The organism is Streptomyces sp. NBC_00988 (assembly GCF_045162645.1).
In the GTDB taxonomy this organism is placed as follows: Bacteria; Actinomycetota; Actinomycetes; order Streptomycetales; family Streptomycetaceae; genus Streptomyces.
In genome coordinates this window covers 5,940,397-5,961,858 of the sequence record NZ_CP108730.1, presented here as the reverse complement: position 1 = coordinate 5,961,858, position 21,462 = coordinate 5,940,397, and the positions used below count along the sequence as shown (strand labels likewise).

22 protein-coding genes are annotated in these 21,462 nt (G+C 70.3%); 9 read left to right on the top strand and 13 right to left on the bottom strand.

Annotated features, from left to right (window positions below; translation table 11 throughout):
* Positions 1-197: 197 nt before the first annotated feature.
* Both OG496_RS27245 and OG496_RS27240 read left to right on the top strand, forming a co-directional pair.
* Entirely contained in the window at positions 198-1,076 is an 879-nt protein-coding gene (locus OG496_RS27245) for a hypothetical protein (protein WP_405972746.1), read from the top strand.
* 107 nt (positions 1,077-1,183) lie between these two features.
* Entirely contained in the window at positions 1,184-1,366 is a 183-nt protein-coding gene (locus OG496_RS27240) for a hypothetical protein (RefSeq protein ID WP_033281353.1), read from the top strand.
* 51 nt (positions 1,367-1,417) lie between these two features.
* Here the strand turns inward: OG496_RS27240 and OG496_RS27235 are convergent, their stop codons facing one another.
* Positions 1,418-1,783, bottom strand: a complete 366-nt coding sequence (locus OG496_RS27235) for a metal-sensitive transcriptional regulator (protein ID WP_366496831.1) — start codon at positions 1,781-1,783, stop codon at positions 1,418-1,420.
* Positions 1,784-1,980: 197 nt separating this feature from the next.
* Here OG496_RS27235 and OG496_RS27230 point away from each other — a divergent pair, with 197 nt between their 5' ends.
* Positions 1,981-2,601, top strand: a complete 621-nt coding sequence (locus OG496_RS27230; RefSeq protein WP_043672967.1) for a DUF47 domain-containing protein — start codon at positions 1,981-1,983, stop codon at positions 2,599-2,601.
* Positions 2,602-2,608: 7 nt separating this feature from the next.
* Positions 2,609-3,607 (top strand): inorganic phosphate transporter, encoded by a 999-nt coding sequence (locus OG496_RS27225; protein ID WP_366496572.1) that lies wholly within the window; start codon positions 2,609-2,611, stop codon positions 3,605-3,607.
* Positions 3,608-3,980: 373 nt separating this feature from the next.
* Here OG496_RS27225 and pstB read toward each other — a convergent pair whose 3' ends face one another.
* The 12 genes from pstB to OG496_RS27165 all read right to left on the bottom strand — a co-directional run bounded on the left by pstB (position 3,981) and on the right by OG496_RS27165 (position 16,787).
* A complete protein-coding gene (gene pstB / locus OG496_RS27220; protein WP_318017226.1) occupies positions 3,981-4,757 on the bottom strand; it encodes a phosphate ABC transporter ATP-binding protein PstB in 777 nt (258 codons plus the stop codon).
* Positions 4,758-4,829: 72 nt separating this feature from the next.
* Positions 4,830-5,891 carry a phosphate ABC transporter permease PstA gene (gene pstA / locus OG496_RS27215; protein WP_366496573.1) on the bottom strand — a complete coding sequence of 354 codons (1,062 nt, stop codon included), beginning with the start codon at positions 5,889-5,891 and terminating at the stop codon, positions 4,830-4,832.
* A complete protein-coding gene (gene pstC / locus OG496_RS27210; protein WP_405972745.1) occupies positions 5,888-6,898 on the bottom strand; it encodes a phosphate ABC transporter permease subunit PstC in 1,011 nt (336 codons plus the stop codon). Before pstC ends, pstA begins: the two co-directional genes overlap by 4 nt.
* A 108-nt stretch (positions 6,899-7,006) precedes the next feature.
* The gene (gene pstS / locus OG496_RS27205) at positions 7,007-8,137 is read right to left on the bottom strand and encodes a phosphate ABC transporter substrate-binding protein PstS (protein WP_405972744.1); all 1,131 of its coding nucleotides are present in this window, start codon (positions 8,135-8,137) and stop codon (positions 7,007-7,009) included.
* Positions 8,138-8,508: 371 nt separating this feature from the next.
* Positions 8,509-8,952, bottom strand: coding sequence for an NUDIX hydrolase (locus OG496_RS27200; protein ID WP_405972743.1), 444 nt, complete (start codon positions 8,950-8,952; stop codon positions 8,509-8,511).
* Between the two features lie 41 nt (positions 8,953-8,993).
* On the bottom strand, positions 8,994-10,160 hold the full coding sequence (locus OG496_RS27195) for a CHAD domain-containing protein (RefSeq protein WP_405972742.1): 1,167 nt from the start codon (positions 10,158-10,160) through the stop codon (positions 8,994-8,996).
* The gene (locus OG496_RS27190) at positions 10,141-12,375 is read right to left on the bottom strand and encodes an RNA degradosome polyphosphate kinase (protein WP_399395879.1); all 2,235 of its coding nucleotides are present in this window, start codon (positions 12,373-12,375) and stop codon (positions 10,141-10,143) included. The genes OG496_RS27195 and OG496_RS27190 overlap by 20 nt, the downstream gene beginning before the upstream one ends.
* 265 nt (positions 12,376-12,640) lie before the next feature.
* On the bottom strand, positions 12,641-13,597 hold the full coding sequence (locus OG496_RS27185) for a hypothetical protein (RefSeq protein ID WP_405972741.1): 957 nt from the start codon (positions 13,595-13,597) through the stop codon (positions 12,641-12,643).
* Positions 13,594-14,349 carry a hypothetical protein gene (locus OG496_RS27180; protein ID WP_405972740.1) on the bottom strand — a complete coding sequence of 252 codons (756 nt, stop codon included), beginning with the start codon at positions 14,347-14,349 and terminating at the stop codon, positions 13,594-13,596. The genes OG496_RS27185 and OG496_RS27180 overlap by 4 nt, the downstream gene beginning before the upstream one ends.
* Positions 14,346-15,374 (bottom strand): ABC transporter permease, encoded by a 1,029-nt coding sequence (locus tag OG496_RS27175; RefSeq protein WP_405972739.1) that lies wholly within the window; start codon positions 15,372-15,374, stop codon positions 14,346-14,348. The genes OG496_RS27180 and OG496_RS27175 overlap by 4 nt, the downstream gene beginning before the upstream one ends.
* A gap of 139 nt (positions 15,375-15,513) precedes the next feature.
* Positions 15,514-16,404 carry an ABC transporter ATP-binding protein gene (locus OG496_RS27170; protein WP_366496581.1) on the bottom strand — a complete coding sequence of 297 codons (891 nt, stop codon included), beginning with the start codon at positions 16,402-16,404 and terminating at the stop codon, positions 15,514-15,516.
* Positions 16,404-16,787, bottom strand: coding sequence for a GntR family transcriptional regulator (locus OG496_RS27165; protein ID WP_366496582.1), 384 nt, complete (start codon positions 16,785-16,787; stop codon positions 16,404-16,406). Before OG496_RS27165 ends, OG496_RS27170 begins: the two co-directional genes overlap by 1 nt.
* 123 nt (positions 16,788-16,910) lie before the next feature.
* Between OG496_RS27165 and OG496_RS27160 the strand changes: the two genes are divergently transcribed.
* From OG496_RS27160 to OG496_RS27140, 5 genes are all read left to right on the top strand, one after another.
* Positions 16,911-17,453: an RNA polymerase sigma factor gene (locus OG496_RS27160; RefSeq protein ID WP_328682025.1), complete on the top strand. Its 543-nt coding sequence runs from the start codon at positions 16,911-16,913 to the stop codon at positions 17,451-17,453.
* Complete coding sequence (locus OG496_RS27155; protein WP_405972738.1) at positions 17,450-18,289, top strand: zf-HC2 domain-containing protein; 840 nt, start codon at positions 17,450-17,452, stop codon at positions 18,287-18,289. The genes OG496_RS27160 and OG496_RS27155 overlap by 4 nt, the downstream gene beginning before the upstream one ends.
* Before the next feature lie 68 nt (positions 18,290-18,357).
* A complete protein-coding gene (locus OG496_RS27150; RefSeq protein WP_327403023.1) occupies positions 18,358-19,218 on the top strand; it encodes an ABC transporter ATP-binding protein in 861 nt (286 codons plus the stop codon).
* Positions 19,215-20,747 (top strand): ABC transporter permease, encoded by a 1,533-nt coding sequence (locus OG496_RS27145; RefSeq protein ID WP_405972737.1) that lies wholly within the window; start codon positions 19,215-19,217, stop codon positions 20,745-20,747. Before OG496_RS27150 ends, OG496_RS27145 begins: the two co-directional genes overlap by 4 nt.
* 65 nt (positions 20,748-20,812) lie before the next feature.
* Positions 20,813-21,460 carry an ABC transporter gene (locus OG496_RS27140; protein ID WP_405976714.1) on the top strand — a complete coding sequence of 216 codons (648 nt, stop codon included), beginning with the start codon at positions 20,813-20,815 and terminating at the stop codon, positions 21,458-21,460.
* Positions 21,461-21,462: the final 2 nt, after the last annotated feature.

Below are 21,462 nucleotides of genomic sequence, written 5' to 3'. Positions count from 1 at the left end.
GATGTGCGGGGGGAGCCTGCCGTTCGTCCTGCTGCGCCACATCGACCAAGGTACCGAGCCCGGGTAAAGCGCTCGTATGGCGGTCGCGCGACGCCCATAGGGCGGTTGTACGGCCGCGACAACGCGTGACGGGCCCATCTACCCGTCGTTAAGCGGAACGACAGGGCCCGTGACGACGTACGGGGGTACGGCAGGCTATGGAGCGGCAGCAGACGGGGATCCCCCCGGTCGAGCGGAGCCGGGACCGGTGGACGGCCGGCGGGGCGGTCGTCGCGGCGGGACTCATGGTCGGGGTCTGTGTCGGTACCGGTGGATGCAGTGCCGGTGACGGGGTGGCGAGCGCGGACGCGCGCGGCGGTGGGGACGTGGTCGCGGTGGTGCGGCGCGCGGCCGACTCCCTTGTGGCGGCGGGGAGTTCACAGGCCCGTACGTCCATGGAGATGGCCACCGGCGGCACCCGCGTGACCATCCGCGGCGAGGGCGTCTACGACTTCCGGCGGCAGCTCGGCCGGCTGAAGGTGCAGTTGCCGCAGGACCCGGCCGGCGCCAGCGAGCACCGGCCGATCACCGAACTCCTCGCGCCGGGCGCCCTGTTCATGAAGAACCGGGGCGCCGGGGTGCCCGCCGACAAATGGGTACGGGTCGACACCGGGACGCTGTCCGACGGCAACCTCGTGACCGGCGGCGCCACCGACCCGTACGCCGCCGCCGAGTTGCTGCGCGGGACGACTACGGCGACGTATCTGGGGAAGACGGAGGTGGCCGGGGCCTCCGTGCGTCACTATCGGGGGGTCGCCGATCTCGCCGTCGCCGCACGGAGCGCGTCGGCGGGGAACGAGGCGGCCCTGAGGTCGGCGGCGAAAGGGTTCGCCACCGCCCGCGTGCCCTTCGACGTCTACCTCGACGACCAGGGGCGCGTCCGCAAGCTGGGGCAGCGGTTCAGCTTCGTCAACGGGCAGCGCCACAACCCGGTGGCGGTCACCTCGACGACGTTGCTGTACGACTTCGGGGCCCCCGTGGACGTACGACTTCCGGCGTCGAAGGACATCTACGCCGGGCAGATCGCCGAGAAGTGACCTGAACCGGTCGGTGTGGGTCAGGGTGAGGACTAGCCCGTCCGTGCCATGCGCGTTGTGTAGACCGCTCCCTACTCTAGGAAGTCGGTGTCGGCAGAGAAGAGGTGATGCACGTGGCTCCGGTCGGCGGTACGGCAGTTCAGGACCACGTGGCCCTCGCCGAGATCGAGCTGTGCGGAGACCTGATCATCGCGGCCTCGGCCGCCGAGGACCGGCTCAGCCTGGAGAGCATCGACGAGGTGCTGAAGGTCGCCGAGGAGCGGGACGCGTCGTCCTGTACGCCCGACTAACCGGTCGGGTCCCTCGCACTGGTTAGTCACGTGCGGAGGAGCGCGGGTTGGTCACGTGCGGAGGAGCCGGGCGATCGCCTTCGTCGCCTCGTCGACCTTCGCGTCGATCTCCTCGCCGCCCTTGACCGCCGCGTCGGCGACGCAGTGCCGGAGGTGCTCCTCCAGGAGCTGCAGCGCGAACGACTGCAGGGCCTTCGTGGAGGCGGACACCTGGGTGAGTATGTCGATGCAGTAGACGTCCTCGTCGACCATCCGCTGCAGCCCGCGGACCTGACCCTCGATCCGGCGCAGGCGTTTGAGGTGCTCGTCCTTCTGGTGGTGGTAACCGTGCGTGACCGGTTCCTGGGTCACCTCGTCGACCGGTTCGTGCGTCGGTTCGGAGGGCGCTGCCGCCGCGCCGGCCTCGGTGGTCGTCATCGCGTCCATCACGTCCTCCAGACATATACCCCTAGTGGGTATATCGTAACGAACTTTGCTGGGTATAGGGCCCTTGGTACGCCCCCGTGCGGATCACTGTGCCTGATGGGCGACACTGGGGGACGGCCCATTAGCCGTGGCCGGATGATGCACTTAGCATCAGCCTGACCGAAACCCATGCATCCCGAGGACCCCTTGTGCGCTTTCGTCTGACCCCCAGGGAGACGAGCTTCTACGACATGTTCGCCGCGTCCGCGGACAACATCGTCACGGGCTCGAAACTCCTCATGGAACTGCTCGGGGCGGACACCGCCGGCCGGGCCGAGATCGCAGAGCGTATGCGGGCCGCGGAACACGCCGGTGACGATGCCACGCACGCGATCTTCCATCAGCTGAACTCCTCCTTCATCACGCCCTTCGACCGCGAGGACATCTACAACCTCGCTTCCTGCCTCGACGACATCATGGACTTCATGGAGGAGGCCGTCGACCTGGTCGTCCTCTACAACGTGGAGGAACTGCCCAAGGGCGTCGAGCAGCAGATCGAGGTGCTGGCGCGGGCGGCGGAGCTCACCGCCGAGGCCATGCCGAACCTGCGCACGATGGAGAACCTCACCGAGTACTGGATCGAGGTCAACCGCCTGGAGAACCAGGCCGACCAGATCCACCGCAAGCTGCTGGCCATGCTCTTCAACGGCAAGTACGAGGCCATCGAGGTGCTGAAGCTCAAGCAGATCGTGGATGTGCTGGAGGAAGCGGCGGACGCGTTCGAGCACGTGGCGAACACGGTGGAGACCATCGCCGTCAAGGAGTCCTGACCTCTCCATGGACACCTTCGCTCTGGTCGTGACCATTCTGGTCGCGCTCTTTTTCACGTACACGAACGGTTTCCACGACTCCGCGAACGCGATTGCCACGTCGGTTTCCACACGGGCGCTGACTCCGCGCGCGGCGCTCGCGATGGCCGCCGTCATGAATCTCGCCGGTGCTTTTCTCGGTTCCGGGGTCGCCAAGACGGTGAGTGAGGGGCTGATCGAGACGCCCGAGGGGTCGAAGGGGATGGGGATCCTCTTCGCGGCGCTGGTCGGCGCGATCACCTGGAACCTGGTCACCTGGTACTTCGGGCTGCCGTCCTCGTCCTCGCACGCGTTGTTCGGCGGCATGGTGGGGGCCGCGCTCGCGGGCGGTACGGATGTCATCTGGCACGGGGTCGTCGACAAGGTCATCGTGCCGATGTTCGTGTCGCCGGTCGTCGGTCTGGTCGGCGGTTATCTGGTGATGACGGCGATCATGTGGATCTTCCGGAAGGCGAACCCGCACAAGGCGAAGCGGGGGTTCCGTATCGCGCAGACCGTGTCCGCGGCCGGCATGGCCCTCGGTCATGGTCTCCAGGACGCGCAGAAGACCATGGGTGTCGTGGTGATGGCCCTGGTGATTTCCGGCCACTCGACCTACGGCGATCCGATTCCGGTCTGGGTGAAGATCGTCTGCGCGTTGATGCTGTCGCTGGGGACGTACGCGGGCGGGTGGCGGATCATGCGGACGCTGGGGCGGAAGATCATCGAGCTGGATCCGCCGCAGGGGTTCGCGGCGGAGACCACGGGTGCGGCGATCATGTTCACCACCGCGTATCTCTTCAAGGCGCCGGTTTCCACGACCCATGTCATCACCTCGGCGATCATGGGTGTCGGGGCGACGAAGCGGGTCAACGCGGTTCGGTGGGGTGTTGCCAAGAACATCGTGATGGGGTGGTTCATCACGATGCCGGCGGCTGCGGTGGTGGCTGCGTGCTCGTTCTGGGTTGTGGATCTGGCGTTCCTGTAGCCCCTGTATGCCGGGGGCTGCGCCCCCTGGCCCCCTGTTTCCCACCCACCCACCCGTTTGCGGTTGGCTGAGAAGGTGCCGTAGAAGCAGAGCGGACGGGCCCGGGTCTCCTGAGGGCTTCACCTGTCGACCGGCCGTGGACGGGTGGGGGGGCGGGAAAGTACGGGCGTGCACTCCCACTGACCCGTGCCAAGAAGCTGGGCCGTCGCGTGACCCGGGTGTCTTGAATCGGTCACCTCTCGGCCGACCGTAAACGGGTGGGCAGGTGGGAAAGCAAACGAACGGGCCCGCCCCCGGGAGCCGGGGGCGGGCCCTTTTCGGCCTCGCGGTGGCACCGCCATGCAGCACCGCGAGGGGTTCTTGAGGCCGGTGTTTAGCCGAAGCGGCCCGAGATGTAGTCCTCCGTGGCCTGGACCGACGGGTTGGAGAAGATGCGTTCCGTGTCGTCGATCTCGATCAGGCGGCCGGGCTGGCCGACCGCCGCGAGGTTGAAGAAGGCCGTACGGTCCGAGACGCGGGCGGCCTGCTGCATGTTGTGCGTCACGATGACGATCGTGAAGCGTTCCTTCAGCTCGCCGATCAGGTCCTCGATGGCCAGGGTCGAGATGGGGTCCAGGGCCGAGCACGGTTCGTCCATGAGGAGGACCTTCGGCTCCACCGCGATCGCCCGCGCGATGCACAGGCGCTGCTGCTGGCCGCCCGACAGGCCCGAACCCGGCTTGTTCAGGCGGTCCTTGACCTCGTTCCAGAGGTTCGCGCCCTTCAACGACTTCTCTACGACGTCGCTCAGCTCGCTCTTCTTGTACGAGCCGTTCAGGCGCAGGCCCGCCGCCACGTTGTCGAAGATCGACATCGTGGGGAACGGGTTCGGGCGCTGGAAGACCATGCCGATCTCGCGGCGGACCGAGACCGGGTCGATGCCGTGGCCGTAGAGGTCCTCGTCGTCCAGGAGGACCTTGCCCTCGACGCGGCCGCCGGACGTGACCTCGTGCATGCGGTTGAGCGTGCGCAGGAACGTCGACTTGCCGCAGCCGGAGGGGCCGATGAAGGCCGTCACCGAGCGGGGCTCGACCGTCATCGAGATGTCTTCGATTGCCTTGTGGGAGCCGTAGTAGGCGGTGAGCCCACTGACGTCGATTCGCTTGGACATGTCTACTTCACTTCCAGACTTCAGAACGGTCGCTGAGGGGGTTCCGTCCGGCCGTGGCCGGATGTTGTCGCCTTAGCGACCGGTCTTGGGGGCCTTCCAGCGGGCGATGCCGCGGGCCACCAGGTTGAGGATCATCACGAAGGCGATGAGGGTGAGCGAGGCCGCCCAGGCGCGGTCGTAGGCCGCTCCGGCGCCCGCGCTCTGCGCGAACTGCTGGTAGATGTACAGCGGCAGCGACGCCTGCGCCCCGTGGAACGGGTCGTTGTTGATGAACGGGTTGCCGAACACCAGCAGCAGGACGGGCGCGGTCTCACCGGCGATACGGGCCACCGACAGCATGATGCCGGTGGTGATGCCGCCGATCGCGGTGGGGAGGACGACCTTGAGGATCGTGCGCCACTTCGGGATGCCGAGGGCGAGCGATGCCTCGCGCAGCTCGTTCGGGACGAGCTTCAGCATCTCCTCGGTGGAGCGGACCACGACCGGCATCATCAGGATGGCCAGGGCGCAGGAACCGGCGAAGCCGAAGGGCTCCATGTCCCACATGAGCATCAGGGACAGGATGAACAGACCCGCGACGATCGACGGGATGCCCGTCATGACGTCGACGAAGAAGGTGACCCACTTGGAGAGGGCGCCGCGTCCGTACTCGACCAGGTAGATCGCGGTGAGCACACCGATCGGGGCGCCGATCAGGGTGGCGAGGCCGACCTGCTCCAGGCTGCCGATGATGGCGTGGTAGATACCGCCGCCGGGCTCGGAGTCGGCGACCACGCCCATCGAGTGGGTCAGGAAGTAGATGTTCAGGACCTTCACGCCGCGCGAGATCGTCGTCCACAGGAGGGAGACGAGCGGGATCACGGCGAGGATGAACGCGACCCAGACCAGGCTGGTCGCGATCCGGTCCTTGGCCTGGCGGCTGCCCTCGATGCGGGAGGCGATGACGTACGTACCGACGACGAAGAGGATCGCCGCGATCAGGCCCCACTGGATCTTGCTGTCGAGGCTGCCGACCAGTCCGATGAGGACGGCCAGGACGATCGACCCGCCGGCGATCGCGTACGGCGACCACTTCGGGAGGGTGGCGCCCTGCAGGGTGCTCGCGGGCTTTTCCGCTACGGCTGCGTTGCTCATGCGTTGGCCCCCGAGTACTCCGCGCGGCGGGCGATGATGAGCCGGGCCGCACCGTTGACCAGCAGGGTGATGACGAACAGGACGAGACCGGACGCGATGAGCGCGTCCCGGCCGTCCGCCGACGCCTCGCTGAACTTGCTGGCGATGTTCTGGGCGAAGGTTCCGCCGCCCGGGTTGAGCAGGCTGGCGTGGATGATGAAGTCCGGGGAGAGCACGGTGGCGACGGCCATCGTCTCGCCGAGCGCACGGCCGAGACCGAGCATCGAGGCGGAGATCACGCCGGAGCGGCCGAAGGGGATCACCGACATGCGGATGACCTCCCAGCGCGTGGCGCCGAGGGCGAGGGCCGCCTCCTCGATCATCTGCGGGGCCTGGCGGAAGACCTCGCGGCTCACGTTGGTGATGATCGGCAGGATCATGATCGCCAGCAGGATGCCGACGGTGAGCATCGAGCGGGGGGCGCCTTCGTCCCAGGAGAAGATCCCGGTCCAGCCGAAGTAGTCGTTCAGCCACCCGAAGAGCCCGACCATGTGCGGTACGAGGATCAGGGCGCCCCACAGGCCGTACACGATGGACGGTACGGCGGCCAGCAGGTCGATGACGTACGAGACCGGGCCGCGGAGCTTGCGCGGGGCGTAGTGCGTGGTGAAGAGGGCGATGGCGACCGCGATCGGGACCGCGATGACCATGGCGATGATCGAGGACACCACCGTGCCGAACGCCAGGACGGCGATGCCGAACTTCGGCGGCAGCAGGTTGGTGTTCCACTCGAAGGTGGTGAGGAAGTTCGCGTGGTCCTTGCTGATCGCGAGCGAGGCGCGATAGGTGAGGAAGACCGCGATCGCGGCCATGATCACCAACAGCAGGATGCCCGACCCGCGGGAGAGACCGAGGAAGATCCGGTCACCGGGTCGGGTGGCGCCACGGGCCGCGCGCTTCTGGTTCGCGGCGGTGGGCTGGGGGGTGGGAGGCGGTGCCTCTGCGGGGTTCTTTGTCGATATATCCATCGGGTTTCTCCGGTCTGCGGGTCCACACGTGCTGTGTGCGGTCCGTGGCGGCGGTGCACCGGACGGTGCGGCCGGGTCCCTGGTCCGGGACCCGGCCGCACACTCGGACTAGCTGATGCTCGCGATGGTGCTGCGAACCTTGGTGATGATCGCGTCGGGGATCGGCGCGTAGTCGATGGTGCTGAGGACCTTCTGGCCCTCCTCGCTGGCGATGTAGGTGAGGAACGCCTTCGTCGCGGGCAGCGTCTCGGCCTTGTTGCCCTTGTCGCAGACGATCTCGTACGTCACCAGGGTGATCGGGTACGCGCCCTCGGCCTTGGTGTTGTAGTTCAGCTTGAGCGACAGGTCGGAGCCGGTGCCGATGACCTTGGCGTCGGCGATGTCCTTGGTGGCGCTGTCGGTGCTGGGCGCGACCGGGGCGGCGGCACCGGTGTCGATGCTGACGGCCTTGACGCCGTCACCGACGTAGGAGAGCTCGAAGTAGCCGATGGCGCCGGAGGTCTGCTTGACCCCCGCGGCCACGCCCGCGGAGCCGGCTGCCGACTGGCCGCCCTTGGCCTGCCAGGCCTTGCCGCCGGAGTACTTCCAGTTGGCCGCGGTGGTGGCGATCAGGTACTTGGTGAAGTTGTCCGTGGTGCCGGACTCGTCCGAGCGGTGGAACGCCTGGATCTTGAGGTCGGGCAGCGTGGCGGACGGGTTCAGCTTCTTGATCGCCGCGTCGTTCCACTTGGTGATCTTGCTGTCGAAGATCTTGGCGAGCGTCGGGGCGTCCAGGACCAGGTTGTCGACACCCGGGACGTTGTAGCCGAGCGCGATCGGGCCGCCGACCATCGGGAGGTCGATGCCCTGGCCGCCGGTGCAGACCTGCTTGGAGGCGGTGACCTCTTCGGGCTTCAGCGCCGAGTCGGAACCGGCGAAGGCCAGCTGACCCTGGTTGAAGGAGGTGACACCGGCGCCGGAGCCGCCGCCCTTGTAGTTGATCTGGACGCCACAGGCCTGGCTGAAGGCCTTGACCCACGCGTCGATCGCGTTCTTCTGCGCGGACGAGCCGTCGGCGAGCAGCTGCTGGCCCTTCTTCGCCGTGCCGCAGTTGGCGGAGCTGGCGTTGGCCGACGAGGAGCTGCTGCTGCTCGAAGAGCCGCCGTTGTCGTCCGAGCCGCACGCCGTGAGGGCCAGGGCGCCGGAGACGGCGAGAGCACCGAGGGTGAGGGCCCGCCGGTTCATGCGCTGAAGCTTCACTTGAAAGAGTTCCTTCCGAGAGCCGCCGTCCTGAATTACGGCGGCGTGCGAAGACGGGGTGACGCGGGTGGCGACCCCCAGGTCGCGGCTCGCATCGCGTAAGGCCGAAATTAGGCAGAACAGGTGAAGGCGCCTATGGGCATAAGTGAACGGAGGGTGAACCCCTGTGGGCGGTGCGGTTAGGTCACGGAAGGCTCACGTCGAGGACACGAGCTGATTCCGGACTATGTCAGGCGTGGACCGGTAGACAGCGCGCCCACGAGGGTGCGGTCCCCCGGCCGGGTGAGACGGTTTCGGGCGGGTGGAGCGGCCCGGTCCGCCCGTTCGCAACGTAACGCACGGTGGGTGGGACGGCACCGGCGGTAGCGGGCTCATCGCGGCTCCCGCCCGTCCTCGTCGGTGCCGATGGCCATGAGTGCGAGGGAGATCAGGTCGCGGTCCCGCTCGTAGGAGAGCCGCTGGTGGGCCTCGTCCGGGGTGAGCCAGAGCAGCACATCGACCTCGTCGTTGGGTGCGAAGGCTCCGCCGGTCGCCTCCGCCGCCCAGTAGCGGACCTCTTTGGGCCGCCCGTGATGGTCGAGGTACTGGGCCGACGGGAGTCGTGTCCCCAGCCGGCACGTGCAGCCGGTCTCCTCCAGCACCTCGCGGTGGGCCGCGTCCTCGAACGTCTCGCCCCGCTTGAGCTTGCCCTTGGGCCACGACCAGTCGCCCCATTTGGGCCGGTGGACCAGCGCCAGTTCGAGGGCTCCGGCGGACGGGCGGCGCCACAGGACGCAGCCGGCCGCCTGGACGGTGGTGTCGTGCGTGGAAGTCACTGGTCGTTCACCGTCTCCTCCGTGCGGGTTCGTTCAGGGCGTCAGGGGGTGCCCACCGCCTGTTTCTGCCACGACTGCTGGAAGGCGAAGCGGGCCGCCTCGACCTCGTGGCGCTGGTCGGCGTGGAGCACGCCGAGCGCGTACGCGGTCGCCGGGGCGATGCGCGGGGTGCGGGCCGCCGACGCGGCCGCCGCCGCCGCCTCCGAGGCGTCCCGGTGCAGATTGAGGGCCTGGCCGGCCGTCAGCAGGCGTACGTCCAGTGGTGCGCCGTCCCCGTGCAGGACCTCACCGGCGTAGCGGTGCAGGCGCAGCAGCAGGCGGACCTGGTGCCAGGGGCCGTCCTGGGGGTGCGGGGCGGGGTCGGGGGAGAGGCCGTGGATGAGGGCCTCCGCGTTGTACGGGTGTCCGGCGGTGACCAGGGGCAGCGCGGTGACCGCGTCGGTGAGGCGCTCCCCGGCGGCGGCGGCCAGCGGGCGCAGGTCGGCGCCGGACGCGGCCGGGGTCAGCGGGACCTCGCTGGCCAGCACGGCGACCTTGTCGGCGACCGCGTGGAAGCGGGAGGAGCCGAGGGCCTGCAGCGCGGTGGAGTGGGCCCGGGTCCGGGCCAGGGTGAGCTGGCGCTCCAGCAGGGCGCCCGCCTTGGCCGCGCCCACGGTGAGGTTGCCGCGGTCGGCGGTGGCGGTCGCGGGTACGGCCGGTCCGCGGCCGGCCGCGGTGGCGGGTGCCGGGACGCTGCGGCCGGCGCCGGTGACCCGGCCGCCCACCGCCGAGGCCGCCGACTGGGCGGGGAACGCCGCCGAGCCCGACAGCCGGTGCAGGGCCAGCAGCAGCCGTTCAAGCCGGGCCGCGCACGCGTGCTCCAGCGCCAACGTGCCCGACAGCCACGCCAGTTCGGGGCGCATCTCCTCGGACCAGTCGGCGTCCAGCAGCGGACGGAAGGTGTGCAGGCTGCCGCTGATGCGGCGGGCCGAGTGGCGCAGGGCGCGCGCCGCGTCGACGGAGTCCTCCGTGCCGTTCTGCCCGTTGCCGGTCTCCCGGTGCAGCCGCAGGGCGCGGAGGAACTCGGTGGCCTGGGCCCTCAGGTAGCCCGCGAGGGCGTCACCTGTGGGGGGCCGGGGCCCGGGGGTCCCTCCCGCCCGACCGGGGTCGAGTGCGGGGGAGGGCCTGGCCGTGGCCGGATCCGTCGGGTCAAGGTGTTGCTGTGCCACGCCGGCGCCTCCGGGCGTCTATGAGCATCTCCTGGACGTTGCGCAGTGGTTGGCCCTCCGCGTCGGTCGCGTGCCGGGTCCACTCGCCGTCCGGGCCCAGGTGCCAGGAGGAGGTGGTGTCCGACATACCGGTTTCCAGCATCCGGTTGAGCGCGGCGCGGTGGGCCGGGTCGGTGACCCTCACGAGGGCCTCGATCCGACGGTCGAGGTTGCGGTGCATCATGTCGGCGCTGCCGATCCACACCTCGGGCTCGCCTCCGTTGCCGAAGCCGAAGACACGGGAGTGTTCGAGGAAGCGGCCGAGGATGGACCGTACGCGGATGTTCTCGGACAGGCCGGGGACGCCGGGCCGCACGGCGCAGATGCCGCGGACCCACACGTCGACCGGGACGCCCGCCTGGGAGGCGCGGTAGAGCGAGTCGATGATCGCCTCGTCCACCATCGAGTTGACCTTGATGCGGATGAACGCGGGGCGTCCGGCACGGTGGTGCTGGACCTCCTTGTTGATCCGGGCGATCAGGCCGTCGCGCAGGGACTTGGGGGCGACCAGCAGCCGGCGGTAGGTCTCGCGGCGCGAGTAGCCGGACAGCCGGTTGAAGAGGTCCGAGAGGTCGGCGCCGACCTGCGGGTCCGCGGTCAGCAGGCCGAGGTCCTCGTAGAGGCGGGCCGTCTTCGGGTGGTAGTTGCCGGTGCCGACATGGCTGTAGCGGCGCAGCAGGTCGCCCTCCTGGCGGACGACGAGCGACAGCTTGCAGTGGGTCTTGAGACCGACCAGGCCGTAGACGACATGGCAGCCCGCCTCCTCCAGCTTGCGCGCCCACTTGATGTTGGCGTGCTCGTCGAAGCGGGCCTTGATCTCGACCAGGACGAGGACCTGCTTGCCGGCCTCGGCCGCCTCTATCAGCGCGTCGACGATCGGGGAGTCGCCCGAGGTGCGGTACAGGGTCTGCTTGATCGCGAGGACGTCGTCGTCGTTCGCCGCCTGCTCCAGGAACCGCTGCACGGACGTGGAGAACGAGTCGTACGGGTGGTGCAGCAGCACGTCCCGGTTGCGCAGGGCGGCGAAGATGTCGGGCGCGGACGCCGACTCGACCTCGGCGAGGTCGCGGTGGGTGCCGGCGATGAACTTGGCGTACTTCAGCTCGGGCCGGTCCAGGCCGCCGATCCGGAACAGCCCGGTCAGGTCGAGGGGACCCGGCAGCGGGTACACCTCGGCCTCGCTGATCTTCAGCTCGCGCACCAGCAGGTCGAGCACCTCGCGGTCGATGGACTCCTCGACCTCCAGGCGCACCGGCGGCCCGAAGCGGCGCCGCATGAGCTCCTTCTCCAGGGCCTGGAGCAGGTTCTCGGCGTCGTCCTCCTCGACTTCGAGGTCCTCGTTGCGGGTCAGCCGGAACGCGTGGTGCTCCAGGATCTCCATGCCCGGGAAGAGTTCCTCCAGATGGGCGGCGATGACGTCCTCAAGGGGGACGTACCGGCCCGGGGAGGACTCCAGGAAGCGGGAGAGCAGCGGCGGCACCTTCACGCGCGCGAAGTGGCGGTGTCCGGTGACCGGGTTCCGTACGACGACCGCGAGGTTCAGCGAGAGGCCCGAGATGTACGGGAAGGGGTGCGCGGGGTCGACGGCCAGCGGGGTCAGCACGGGGAAGATCTGGTGCCGGAACAGGGTGAAGAGGCGCGCCTGCTCCTTCTCCGTCAGCTCGTTCCAGCGGACCAGGTGGATGCCCTCCTCCGCGAGCGCCGGGGCGATGTCCTCGTGGTAGCAGGCGGCGTGCCGGGCCATGAGCTCGCGCGAGCGGGCCCAGATCATCTCCAGCACCTCGCGCGGCTGCAGGCCGGACGCGGAGCGGGTGGCGACACCGGTGGCGATACGGCGCTTCAGGCCGGCCACCCGGACCATGAAGAACTCGTCCAGGTTGCTGGCGAAGATCGCGAGGAAGTTCGCCCGCTCCAGCAGGGGCGTGTTCGGGTCCTCGGCGAGCTCCAGGACCCGCTCGTTGAACGCGAGCCAGCTGCGCTCCCGGTCCAGGAAGCGGCCCTGCGGCAGCTGGGGCCCGTCGTACGGCGACTCCTCGTACTCGTCGAGGTCGGCGTCGATGTCGGGTTCCAGATCGGAGACCGCCGCCGACACGGTGTGCGGGCGGTGGGCGGCTATGGAGCCCACGGAGGGCTGCGCGTGCTGGACCTGTGCCTGGGCGTTGGGCTGGCTGCTCATGTGCCCATTGTTCCGCGCCACCGGCGATACGGGCGCGTCGGACAGCGCCGGAAGGAGCGGGAGGACGGCCCCGTTGCTCCCGTTCACCTCGGGAGGTGGCGAAGGCTCTGGCACGACGGGCTTCATTCGCCGAGCGTCGCAAGCCCGTCTGAACCGTTGGTTACGGCGACATGGCGTGCGGGATATCGGGGGGCGGCTCCCGGACGTCTACGGTACGGAAACGAACGTAACGGATGCGGGGGAGCCGCGGGGAGGGGGGATCCGGTCAGGCTGTGCGGCGGCGCAGCAGGGTGAAGGCGGCGGCGGTCACCAGGGCGGCGACGGCGAGGACGAGGGCGGTTTCGGTGAGCTGGAGGGGCCAGAACTGGGAGGAGGGGTGGTACTCGCTGTAGTAGCCGACGATGTCATGGGCGGCCGGGCAGGCCTTTCCGCCGCCGATGCACGGGTCGGGGATGTGGGCGCCGGTGGAGGTGACGGCGCCTTCGCCGCCGTAGATGACGTTCGCGGGTGCCGCGTAGCCCTCCTTCAGGTCGCCGACGCTGGTCTTCCACGGCACGAGGTGCGGGGCCGCGAGGGTGATGAGGCTCGTCGCGGTCGCCGTGGCCAGGACGGCGAGGGTGAGGCCGGCCATGGCTCGGCGTGCGACCAGGCCCGCGAGGGCGCCGAGGGCGAGGCCCAGCAGGGGGTACGCGATCGCGATCGTGCCGTTGGCGTAGAAGGTGTCGTTGTCGTTCCAGCTCCAGCCGTCGGGGATCTTGTGCGCGTCGAACAGCAGGCGGTGCAGCAGGACGAGCAGGGTGGTGCCCGCGGTGAGCAGGACGGCCGGGAGGGTGAGCTTGGCGGCGAGCCAGCGGGCCGGGGAGACCGACTGGGTCCAGGCCAACTGTGCGGTGCCGTGCTCCAGTTCGCGGCCGATCAGCACACCGCCCGCCCAGACGGCGACGACGATCGGGATGAAGTGGATCGCGACTTCGGCGACCGTGTAGGCGAGGTGGTAGCCCTCGATCGAGTCGTTCCAGTCGCAGAGGTCCTTGGTGCACTGCTGCTGCCACGCGGTACGGGCCGCGTTCCCCAGCGGGCCGTACGCCCACAGCAGCACCGCCGAGATCACGGCGACGAAGACACTCCAGACGATCAGCGCGGGGCGGTGCAGCCGCAGCAGCGCGCGGCGCGGGCGGGCCGGCCTCGGCGGGGCCGTCCGGGTCAGGGCCTGGGCGGTCATACGGCGGCTCCCTTGATGTCCGTACGGCGGCCGAGCCGGGCGAAGGCGGCCGCGAGGGCGAGTGCGGTGAGGGTGAGGAGTACGGCGGTCGCCGTGAGCTGGACGGGCCAGAAGTGGCGGTCGGGCCAGATGTCGTCCCACGTGCGGCCGAAGAAGTAGCGGGCCGCGTAGGTGACGGCGGCGGCCACCGCGAGCGCGGGCAGCGCGCGGCCGAGGGCGACTCCGGCGAGGGTGCCGGCGGCCAGGGCGAAGAGGACGAGAGCCACGGAGAGCGGGCCGGCCGGGACGAGGACGCGGTCCCAGGACCAGTTGGTGACCAGGACGTCCTGGTCGGTGGTCCAGATCCAGGCGAAGAGCAGGCCGAGCAGGGTGGTGCCGGCGGTCAACGGCAGTGCGGCCGCGGTGAGTTTGGCGGTCAGCCAGCGGGCCGGGGTGACGGACTGGGTCCAGGCGAGCCGTGCCGTACCGGACTCCAGCTCACGGCCGATCAGCGCGGCACCCGCCCAGGCGGCCACGGCTATGGAGACGTAACTGAGCACCTCGCCGAGGAAGTTCATGACGTTGTTGACGTCGGTGAGGACGAAGTACTGGTCGACGGGGTGTCGTTCGGCGGGCGCCCGGAACAGGTGCACCCACAACAGGGCGCCCACGGCGAGCAGTTGGAACGCGCCCCAGACGATCAGTGCCGGGCGGTGCAGCCGCAGTACGGCGCGCTGGGGTCGGGCGGTGGGGCTCAGGGCCAGGGTGGTCATATGGCGGCTGCCTTGCGTGCGGGCGCCGTCGGACCGGTCTGGCGCTGGAGGAGGCGGAACGTGGCCAGGGTCAGGGCGGCGGTGACGGCGAGGATGATCGCGGTCGCCGTCAACTGGAGGGGCCAGTAGTGGGATTGGGGGTGGTAGTCGTTGTAGTAGCCGACGGCGTCGAGCTTGGCGTAGACGGCCCGGCAGTTCCCGTCGGTGATGGAGCCGCACTGCGGGCTGGCGATGTGGGCGCCGGTCGAGGTGACCAGGCCCTGGTCGACGATGATGCCGGAGCCCTGCGGGACGTTGTGCTTGAGGCTGCTGAGCTTGGTGACAGTGGGCCAGAGGTGGGGCGTCGCGATGGCCATGACGCTCCACAGGAGCCCCGTGCCGCACAGTGAACCGACCAGTGAGCCGGGGGAGTTGCGCTTGAGCAGGCCGAAGTAGGCGCCGATCACCAGGGCCGCCAGGGCCATGGCGGCGGTGGCCGTGCCGTTGGCGGCGTAGGTCCCTATGTCGTGCCAGTCCTTGGCCGAGTCGAGACGGCGGTCCTGGCCCGTCGACCAGGCCCAGTGGTGCAGGCCCACCAGCAGTCCGGAGCCGACGGTGACCAGGACGGCCGGGAGGGTGAGCTTGGCGGCGAGCCAGCGGGCCGGGGAGACCGACTGGGTCCAGGCCAACTGCGCGGTGCCCTGTTCCAGTTCGCGGCTGATGAGCGCGGCGCCGGACCAGGCGGCGACCAGGAGCGGGGCGGCGATGACGGCGGCGGTCGTGTAGGCGTACCAGTCCTTGTAGCGGCCGACCGCGCTCGGGTCGTACACGCAGCCGCCCGACGCGCAGGCGTGGTACTGCTTCCAGCCCTCGGCCGCGGCGTCGGTGAGCGGCCCGCCCAGCCACAGCAGGAGGCCTGCGAGGACGAGCACGAACACGACCCAGACCACCAGGGCGGTCCGGTGCAGCCGCAGCATCCAGCGGAGCAGGTGCGGCGGCGCCCCGTTCCGGCGCCCGGTGACCGGCGGTGTGGCGAGGGCGGTCATACGGCGGTCTCCGGGGTGTCGGTGGTGGGTGGGTGCTGGAGGCTGGGGGTAGAACTAACCACTGTCCTGGCATGTGAATGGTTAGAAATGACCCCAGCCTCCCGAGGGTGCGGGGTCGCCGGGCGCGTCGCGAGGGCGGTCACGCGACGGTCTCCTCGGTCTTGGCGGCGGGGGCGGTGCCGGCCTCGGGGTTGCGCAGATAGGAGAGGACCAGCTCCTCCAGCGAGGGGGTGCTGGTACGCCAGTCGGTGTCGAGCGGGCTCAAGGGGCGGACCAGGGCGCTGAGTTGGCGGCCGGTGGTGCGCGACTCGACGACCGTGTGCGGGTCGAGGACCGCGTGCGCGGGCGCGGACACATGGACGTGCGCGGCGAGCAGCTCGTCGATCTCCCCGGCGAGGCGGACCCGGCCGCCGCCGATCAGCAGCAAGTGGTCGCAGGAGTCCTCCAGTTCGGCCACGACGTGCGAGGACATCACGATCGTGGTGCCGGACTCGGCGGCCTGCGCCATGAGGATGCCCATCATCTCGTGCCGGGCCAGCGGGTCCAGGTCGGCCATCGGCTCGTCCAGGAGCAGCAGTTCGGGCCGCTTGGCCAGCGCGAGGGCGAGCGCGACACGGGTGCACTGGCCGCCGGAGAGGGTGCGGATGCGCGACTTCGGGTTCAAGTCCCCGTCGGACACGATGCGTTGGGCGACGGAGGCGTCCCAGCGGTCGGTGTTCAGGTCGGCGCCCATGCGCAGCGTCTCGGCGACGGTGAGCTGCGGGTAGAGGGGCTTGTCCTGCGCGACGTAGGCCACCCGCTCGCGGGCCGCGCCCGCCGCCGCGCCCAGGACGGATATCGCGCCCTCGGTCGGGGCGAGCAGCCCGGCGGCCAGGGCGAGGAGCGTGGACTTGCCCGCGCCGTTCGGTCCCACGACCGCGCAGACGCGTCCGGCGGGCAGCCGGAAGGCGCAGTCCCGCAGGGCCCACCCTCCCCGCCGGCCGAACCGCTTGCCGAGAGCGGCGGCCTCTATCGCGGCGGTGCCTGTCATCAGTCTTCTCCTTGAAAGTGCTTTTCGAGTACGGCGGTGAAGAGAGCGGCGACGTCGTCCCGGCCGAGGCCGGCCTCCCGGGCCCGCGCGGTCCAGTCGTCGAGTTCTAACCGCAGCGGCGAGTCGGCGGGCGTGATGCTCAGCGCCTTGCGGATGAACGTGCCGAGGCCGCGGCGGGCCTCGACCAGTCCCTCGCGTTCCAGCTCGCGGTAGGCCTTGAGGACGGTGTTCGGGTTGATGGCGGTGGCCTCGACGACCTCGCGGGCCGTCGGCAGCTTGTCGCCGGGCTCCAGCATTCCCACGCGCAGCGCCTGCTTGGTCTGCTGGACGATCTGTACATAGGTGGCCACGCCGCTGTGCCGGTCGATGCGGTACTCGACCACTGGGTTCCACCACCCTTTCACTAATTGAGTAGTGAAAGGGTGGTGCAAGGGGGCTGAGAAAGTCAAGTGAGATCGATGTGCCGGTCCGTGAACCGATCGGCGGGGCTCGTGCGATGAGGAGACGTGAGGGATACGGGAAGCGACGGGGAGCTGCTGCGGGCCATCGCGGCGGACGGCGACCGACGCGCGTTCGAGGAGCTGTACCGGCGGTACGCGCCCTGGCTGACCGCGCGGCTGCGCGGCCGGTGCGCCGACGCCGGGATGGTCGACGACGTCGTACAGGAGACGTTTCTCGCGGTGTGGCGGGGCAGTGCGCGCTACCGCGAGGACGGCGATGTGGCCGGGTGGCTGTGGCGGATCGGGTCGCGGCGGCTGATCGACGTGCTGCGCGGCGACGGGGCGCGCGGCCGGCTGCGGCAGGCGCTGGGGCGGCTGCGGCACCGGGACGAGGCGTCGGCGGAGGAACGCGTGCTCGCGGGGGTGGAGCACGGGGACCTCGCCGGTGCGCTGGTCCGGCTCTCGCCGGAGCTGCGGGCGGTCCTCCAGGCCACCGTGATCGACGGGCTGACCACCCGGGAGGCCGCCGTGCTGCTGGGCATCCCGGCCGGGACGGTCAAGACACGGGCCATGCGGGCCCGTAAGCAACTGCGGGAGGAGCTGGCATGACCTGGCATGTGGCCGAAGACGACGTACGCGCCTATGCGCGGGGCGAGTTGGCACCGCCCATGCTCTGGTCCGCCGACACCCACCTCGCCCAGTGCGCCGAGTGCCGGGCCCTGCTCGCGTCGGTCACCGACCCGGTGGCCCTCGACGCGGGCTGGGAACGCCTCGACGCCGAACTCGACGCCCCCAGAAGGGGGTTGATGGAATCCCTGCTCGTGCGGATCGGCGTGGCCGACCACACGGCACGGCTGCTGGCGGCGACACCGGTACTGCGCCGCTCGTGGCTGGGCGCGGTGGCCCTGCTGCTCGTGATGACGGTCCTGATGACCGACGTGTCGAACGTCGCGGCGCCCAACGTCTTCCTCGCCCTCGCCCCGCTGCTGCCGCTCGCGGGCGTGGCGATGGCGTACGGCCCGGTGCTCGACCCGACCTACGAGATGACCGTCGTAGCACCGATGCACGGCTTCAAACTCCTGATGGTCCGCACAACCGCCGTACTGGTGGCGGGACTTGGCCTCAACGGCCTCGCGACCCTGGCCCTGCCCGGATACGGCCTCGCCGCCCTGGCCTGGCTGCTGCCCGCGCTCGCGCTCACCTCGACGAGCCTCGCGCTGACCCCGCGCCTGGGCCCGGTCCTCGCCCCCGGCGCAGTCGGCGCGGCCTGGACCGCCCTGCTGGTGGCGGCCCACGGGCGGGCGACGCACGGCGGCACGCTCGCCCCGTTCACCGCGACCGGCCAGACGGTGGCCGCGGCGGTGGCGGTCCTGGCCGCGGGCCTCCTCTACCTGGCCCGCGACCGCTTCGACACGAAGACCCCGGGTTTCCGCCCGACAGCCTGATTTCTCAAGCCACTTCAGCCACTCAGCCACTTCAGCCATTTCAAGCGACTTCACGACTGGAGTACGTCATGACCACCACCGTCTCCGCGGCCGGGCTCAGCCTGCGCTACGGCCTGACGACCGCCCTCGACGACGTGTCGCTGCGGCTCACCGAAGGCGTCACCGGCCTGCTCGGCCCCAACGGGGCAGGAAAGACGACCCTGTTGAGGGTGCTGGCCACCGCGGTCCCCGCCGACGAGGGCGCCTTCACCGTCCTCGGCCACGACCCCCGCACGCCCGCCGGCCGCCAGGAGACCCGGCGTGTGCTCGGCTACCTCCCGCAGACGCCGGGCTTCCACCCCGACTTCACGGCCTTCGACTTCGTCGACTACGTAGCGATCCTCAAGGAGCTGACCGACCGCACCGCCCGCCACAACGAGGTACGGCGCGTGCTCGCCGAGGTCGACCTGTCGGACGTACGCGGCAAGCGCATCAAGAAGCTGTCCGGCGGTATGCGCCAGCGGGTCGCGCTCGCGGCGGCGCTGGTGGGCGACCCCGGCTTCCTGGTCCTGGACGAGCCGACGGTCGGCCTGGACCCCGAACAGCGCATGCGCTTCAGGGAGTTGATCGCCCGCGCGGGGGAGGGGCGAACAGTGCTCCTCTCCACCCACCAGACCGAGGACGTGGCGATGCTCTGCCACCGCGTCGTCGTCATGGCCGTCGGCCGCGTCCGCTTCGACGGCACCCCGGCCGAACTCACCGCACGGGCCGCGGGCCGCGTGTGGAGCAGCTCGGAACGCGACCCCGACGCGAAGGCGGGCTGGCGCACCGGCCTCGGCGTCTTCCGCAACGTGGGCGACCCGCCGCCCGGCGCCGAACTCGTCGAACCCACCCTGGAGGACGGCTACTTGCTCACCCTCGACGGTATGCACGCGGAGGCGACGGCATGAGCACCGTACTGACCCTGACCCCCGCCGAGACGCTCACGGCACCCGCCCGCCAGTCCTGGTCGGCGATCTTCGCCCTGGCCCGCTTCGAGTCGCGCAGACTCCTCCTGCGCATCCCGGTGCTGTTCATGCTGGCGGCCTACGTCGCCTGGATCGTGTGGCGCACCAAGAGTGACTGGAACGGCTATCCGGCCCTCCAGGACGTCGACCGCGCCACCCAGACGGGCCCGCTGCTGGTCGGCTTCGCGGTCCTGCTCTGCGTCAACCAGGCCGTGCTGCGTTCCCAACGGCACGACACGGAGCGGCTGTTCGGGGTCCTGGTCCTCGAACCGTGGCGCCGTACGGCAGCGCACGCGCTGTCGGTCCTGCCGGTGACCGGACTCGTCGCGCTGGGCGTGGCGGCCCAGTTCGGCTGGCAGGCGGTCAAGTCGACGGCGGTGGGCAACGGTTCGGTGGGCGAGCTGCTGGTAGGCCCTCTGTGCGTGCTGCTCTGCGGGGCGATCGGCCTGCTGATGGCGAGGCTGGTGCCGAAGCCGTTCGCGATCCCGGTGGCCGCGGTGCTGCTTCTCGTGTTCTCCGTCCTCGCGCCGGTATCGATCGGCGGCGGCGGTGCCACGGCCTGGCTGCCCCCGATCGTCGGCGAGGGGAGCACCAAGACGATCCCCTCCGACCTGATCGGCCGCCCGGCCGCCTCGCACGCCCTGTACCTGACGGGCCTGGCCCTGGCGCTGGCCCTCCTCGCGGTACTGATCAGCAAGGGCCGCACGAAGACGGCGACGGCGGTACTGGCGGGCTCCCTGGCCGGAGCGGTCGCCCTTGGAGTGGCCGGCGGAGTCGGCCAGGCGGCAGGCGTCCCGTCGGAGACGGTCGCGGCGCGCACAGTGGCCACGCTCAACCCGCAGAAGGTCCAGAACTGCGTCCGGCACGGCCGCTCGACGTACTGCGCGTTCCCCGAGTGGGTCCCCAGGACGTCGACATGGGCCGACGTCACGGACCACGTCCAGTCCCTCGCGGGCGGCACCGCCCAGACCCGCAAGCTGCTCGTGCAGCAACGCGTCGAGGCCCGCTACGGCATGGAGGCCGACGGCGCGATCGACCCGTCCACCACACCGAACCAGGTCACCGTCCGCACGATGTGGGGCGGCCCCCGGACACCGGAGTTCTCCGCCGCGGTCGCCTCCGTACTGGTCCTCGGGAACGAGAAGGCCGGCGGTGACGTGTGCGACGGCCGCATGGTCACCATCATGTGGCTGGCCCTGGGCTGGACGTCCGACCCGGTCTCCGAGCTCCGCGCGGTCCGCCTGAGCGACACCGTGACCGGCTCCTCCATCGTCCTGTCGCCGACCAACGGAATGACCATGACGGCCGGACAGACCAGCGTCGTAAGGGAGTTGCTCGCCGCGGGCCCGTCCACGGTCACCCCGAAGGTGAAGGCGCACTGGGCGGAACTGACTTCCCCGAAGGTGACGACGGCAAAGGTCGCTCAGCTGCTGGGCGTCAAGGGTCCGGCTGGGGCGGACAAGTGCGAGTGATGACGAGGGAGAGGGAGAGCGGGGAGGCCGAGCGGACGGGCGTCCAACCCCCTTCCACGACAAGGGTGTTGGCGCAGCTGATCCGACCGGTCCTGCGCGCCCTGCCGGTACGGGCGCTGGCCGCGACCGCCGCGGTGGCCCTGCTGATCGCGGCCCTGCCCCGCCTCCTCTCGGACGAACCGGACCCGTGGTCCGCGCTCATCGCGCTGCGCGCGGCCGCCCTCACCTTCGCCCTGGGCCTGGCCTTCGTCCTGGACGACCCGGCCCGCGACCTCACGTCCTCGGTACCGACCCGCCGCATCCTCCGCACGACCCTGCGGGTGGCACTGGTGGCCCCGTTCGCGGTGGTCTGGTGGACTGCGGCGGTCCTGCTGATCCCGTCGAAGATCCGCCCCCCGGTCGGCGACGTGACCCTGGAGGCGGCAGCGGCGGCGGTCCTCTCCCTCGCCGCAGCGGCGGCGGCCCTCCGCTTCACGGCCGAACCGGAACCGGGCCAGCGCGTGGCCGCCGGGTTCCTGGTCATCGCCCTGGTGTCGCCCCTCGCCCTGCCCAACGACTGGGGGATGTACGTCTCCCCGACGGAGAAGCCGTGGGGGGTGGGGCATGACCACTGGGCGATGGTGCTGGTGGGGGCGGCGCTGGTGTGGGCGGCGTGCGGACCGGAACCGGTGCGGAGGAGGTTGCTGAGGCCGAGGTCGAGGGCTGTTTCTTAACC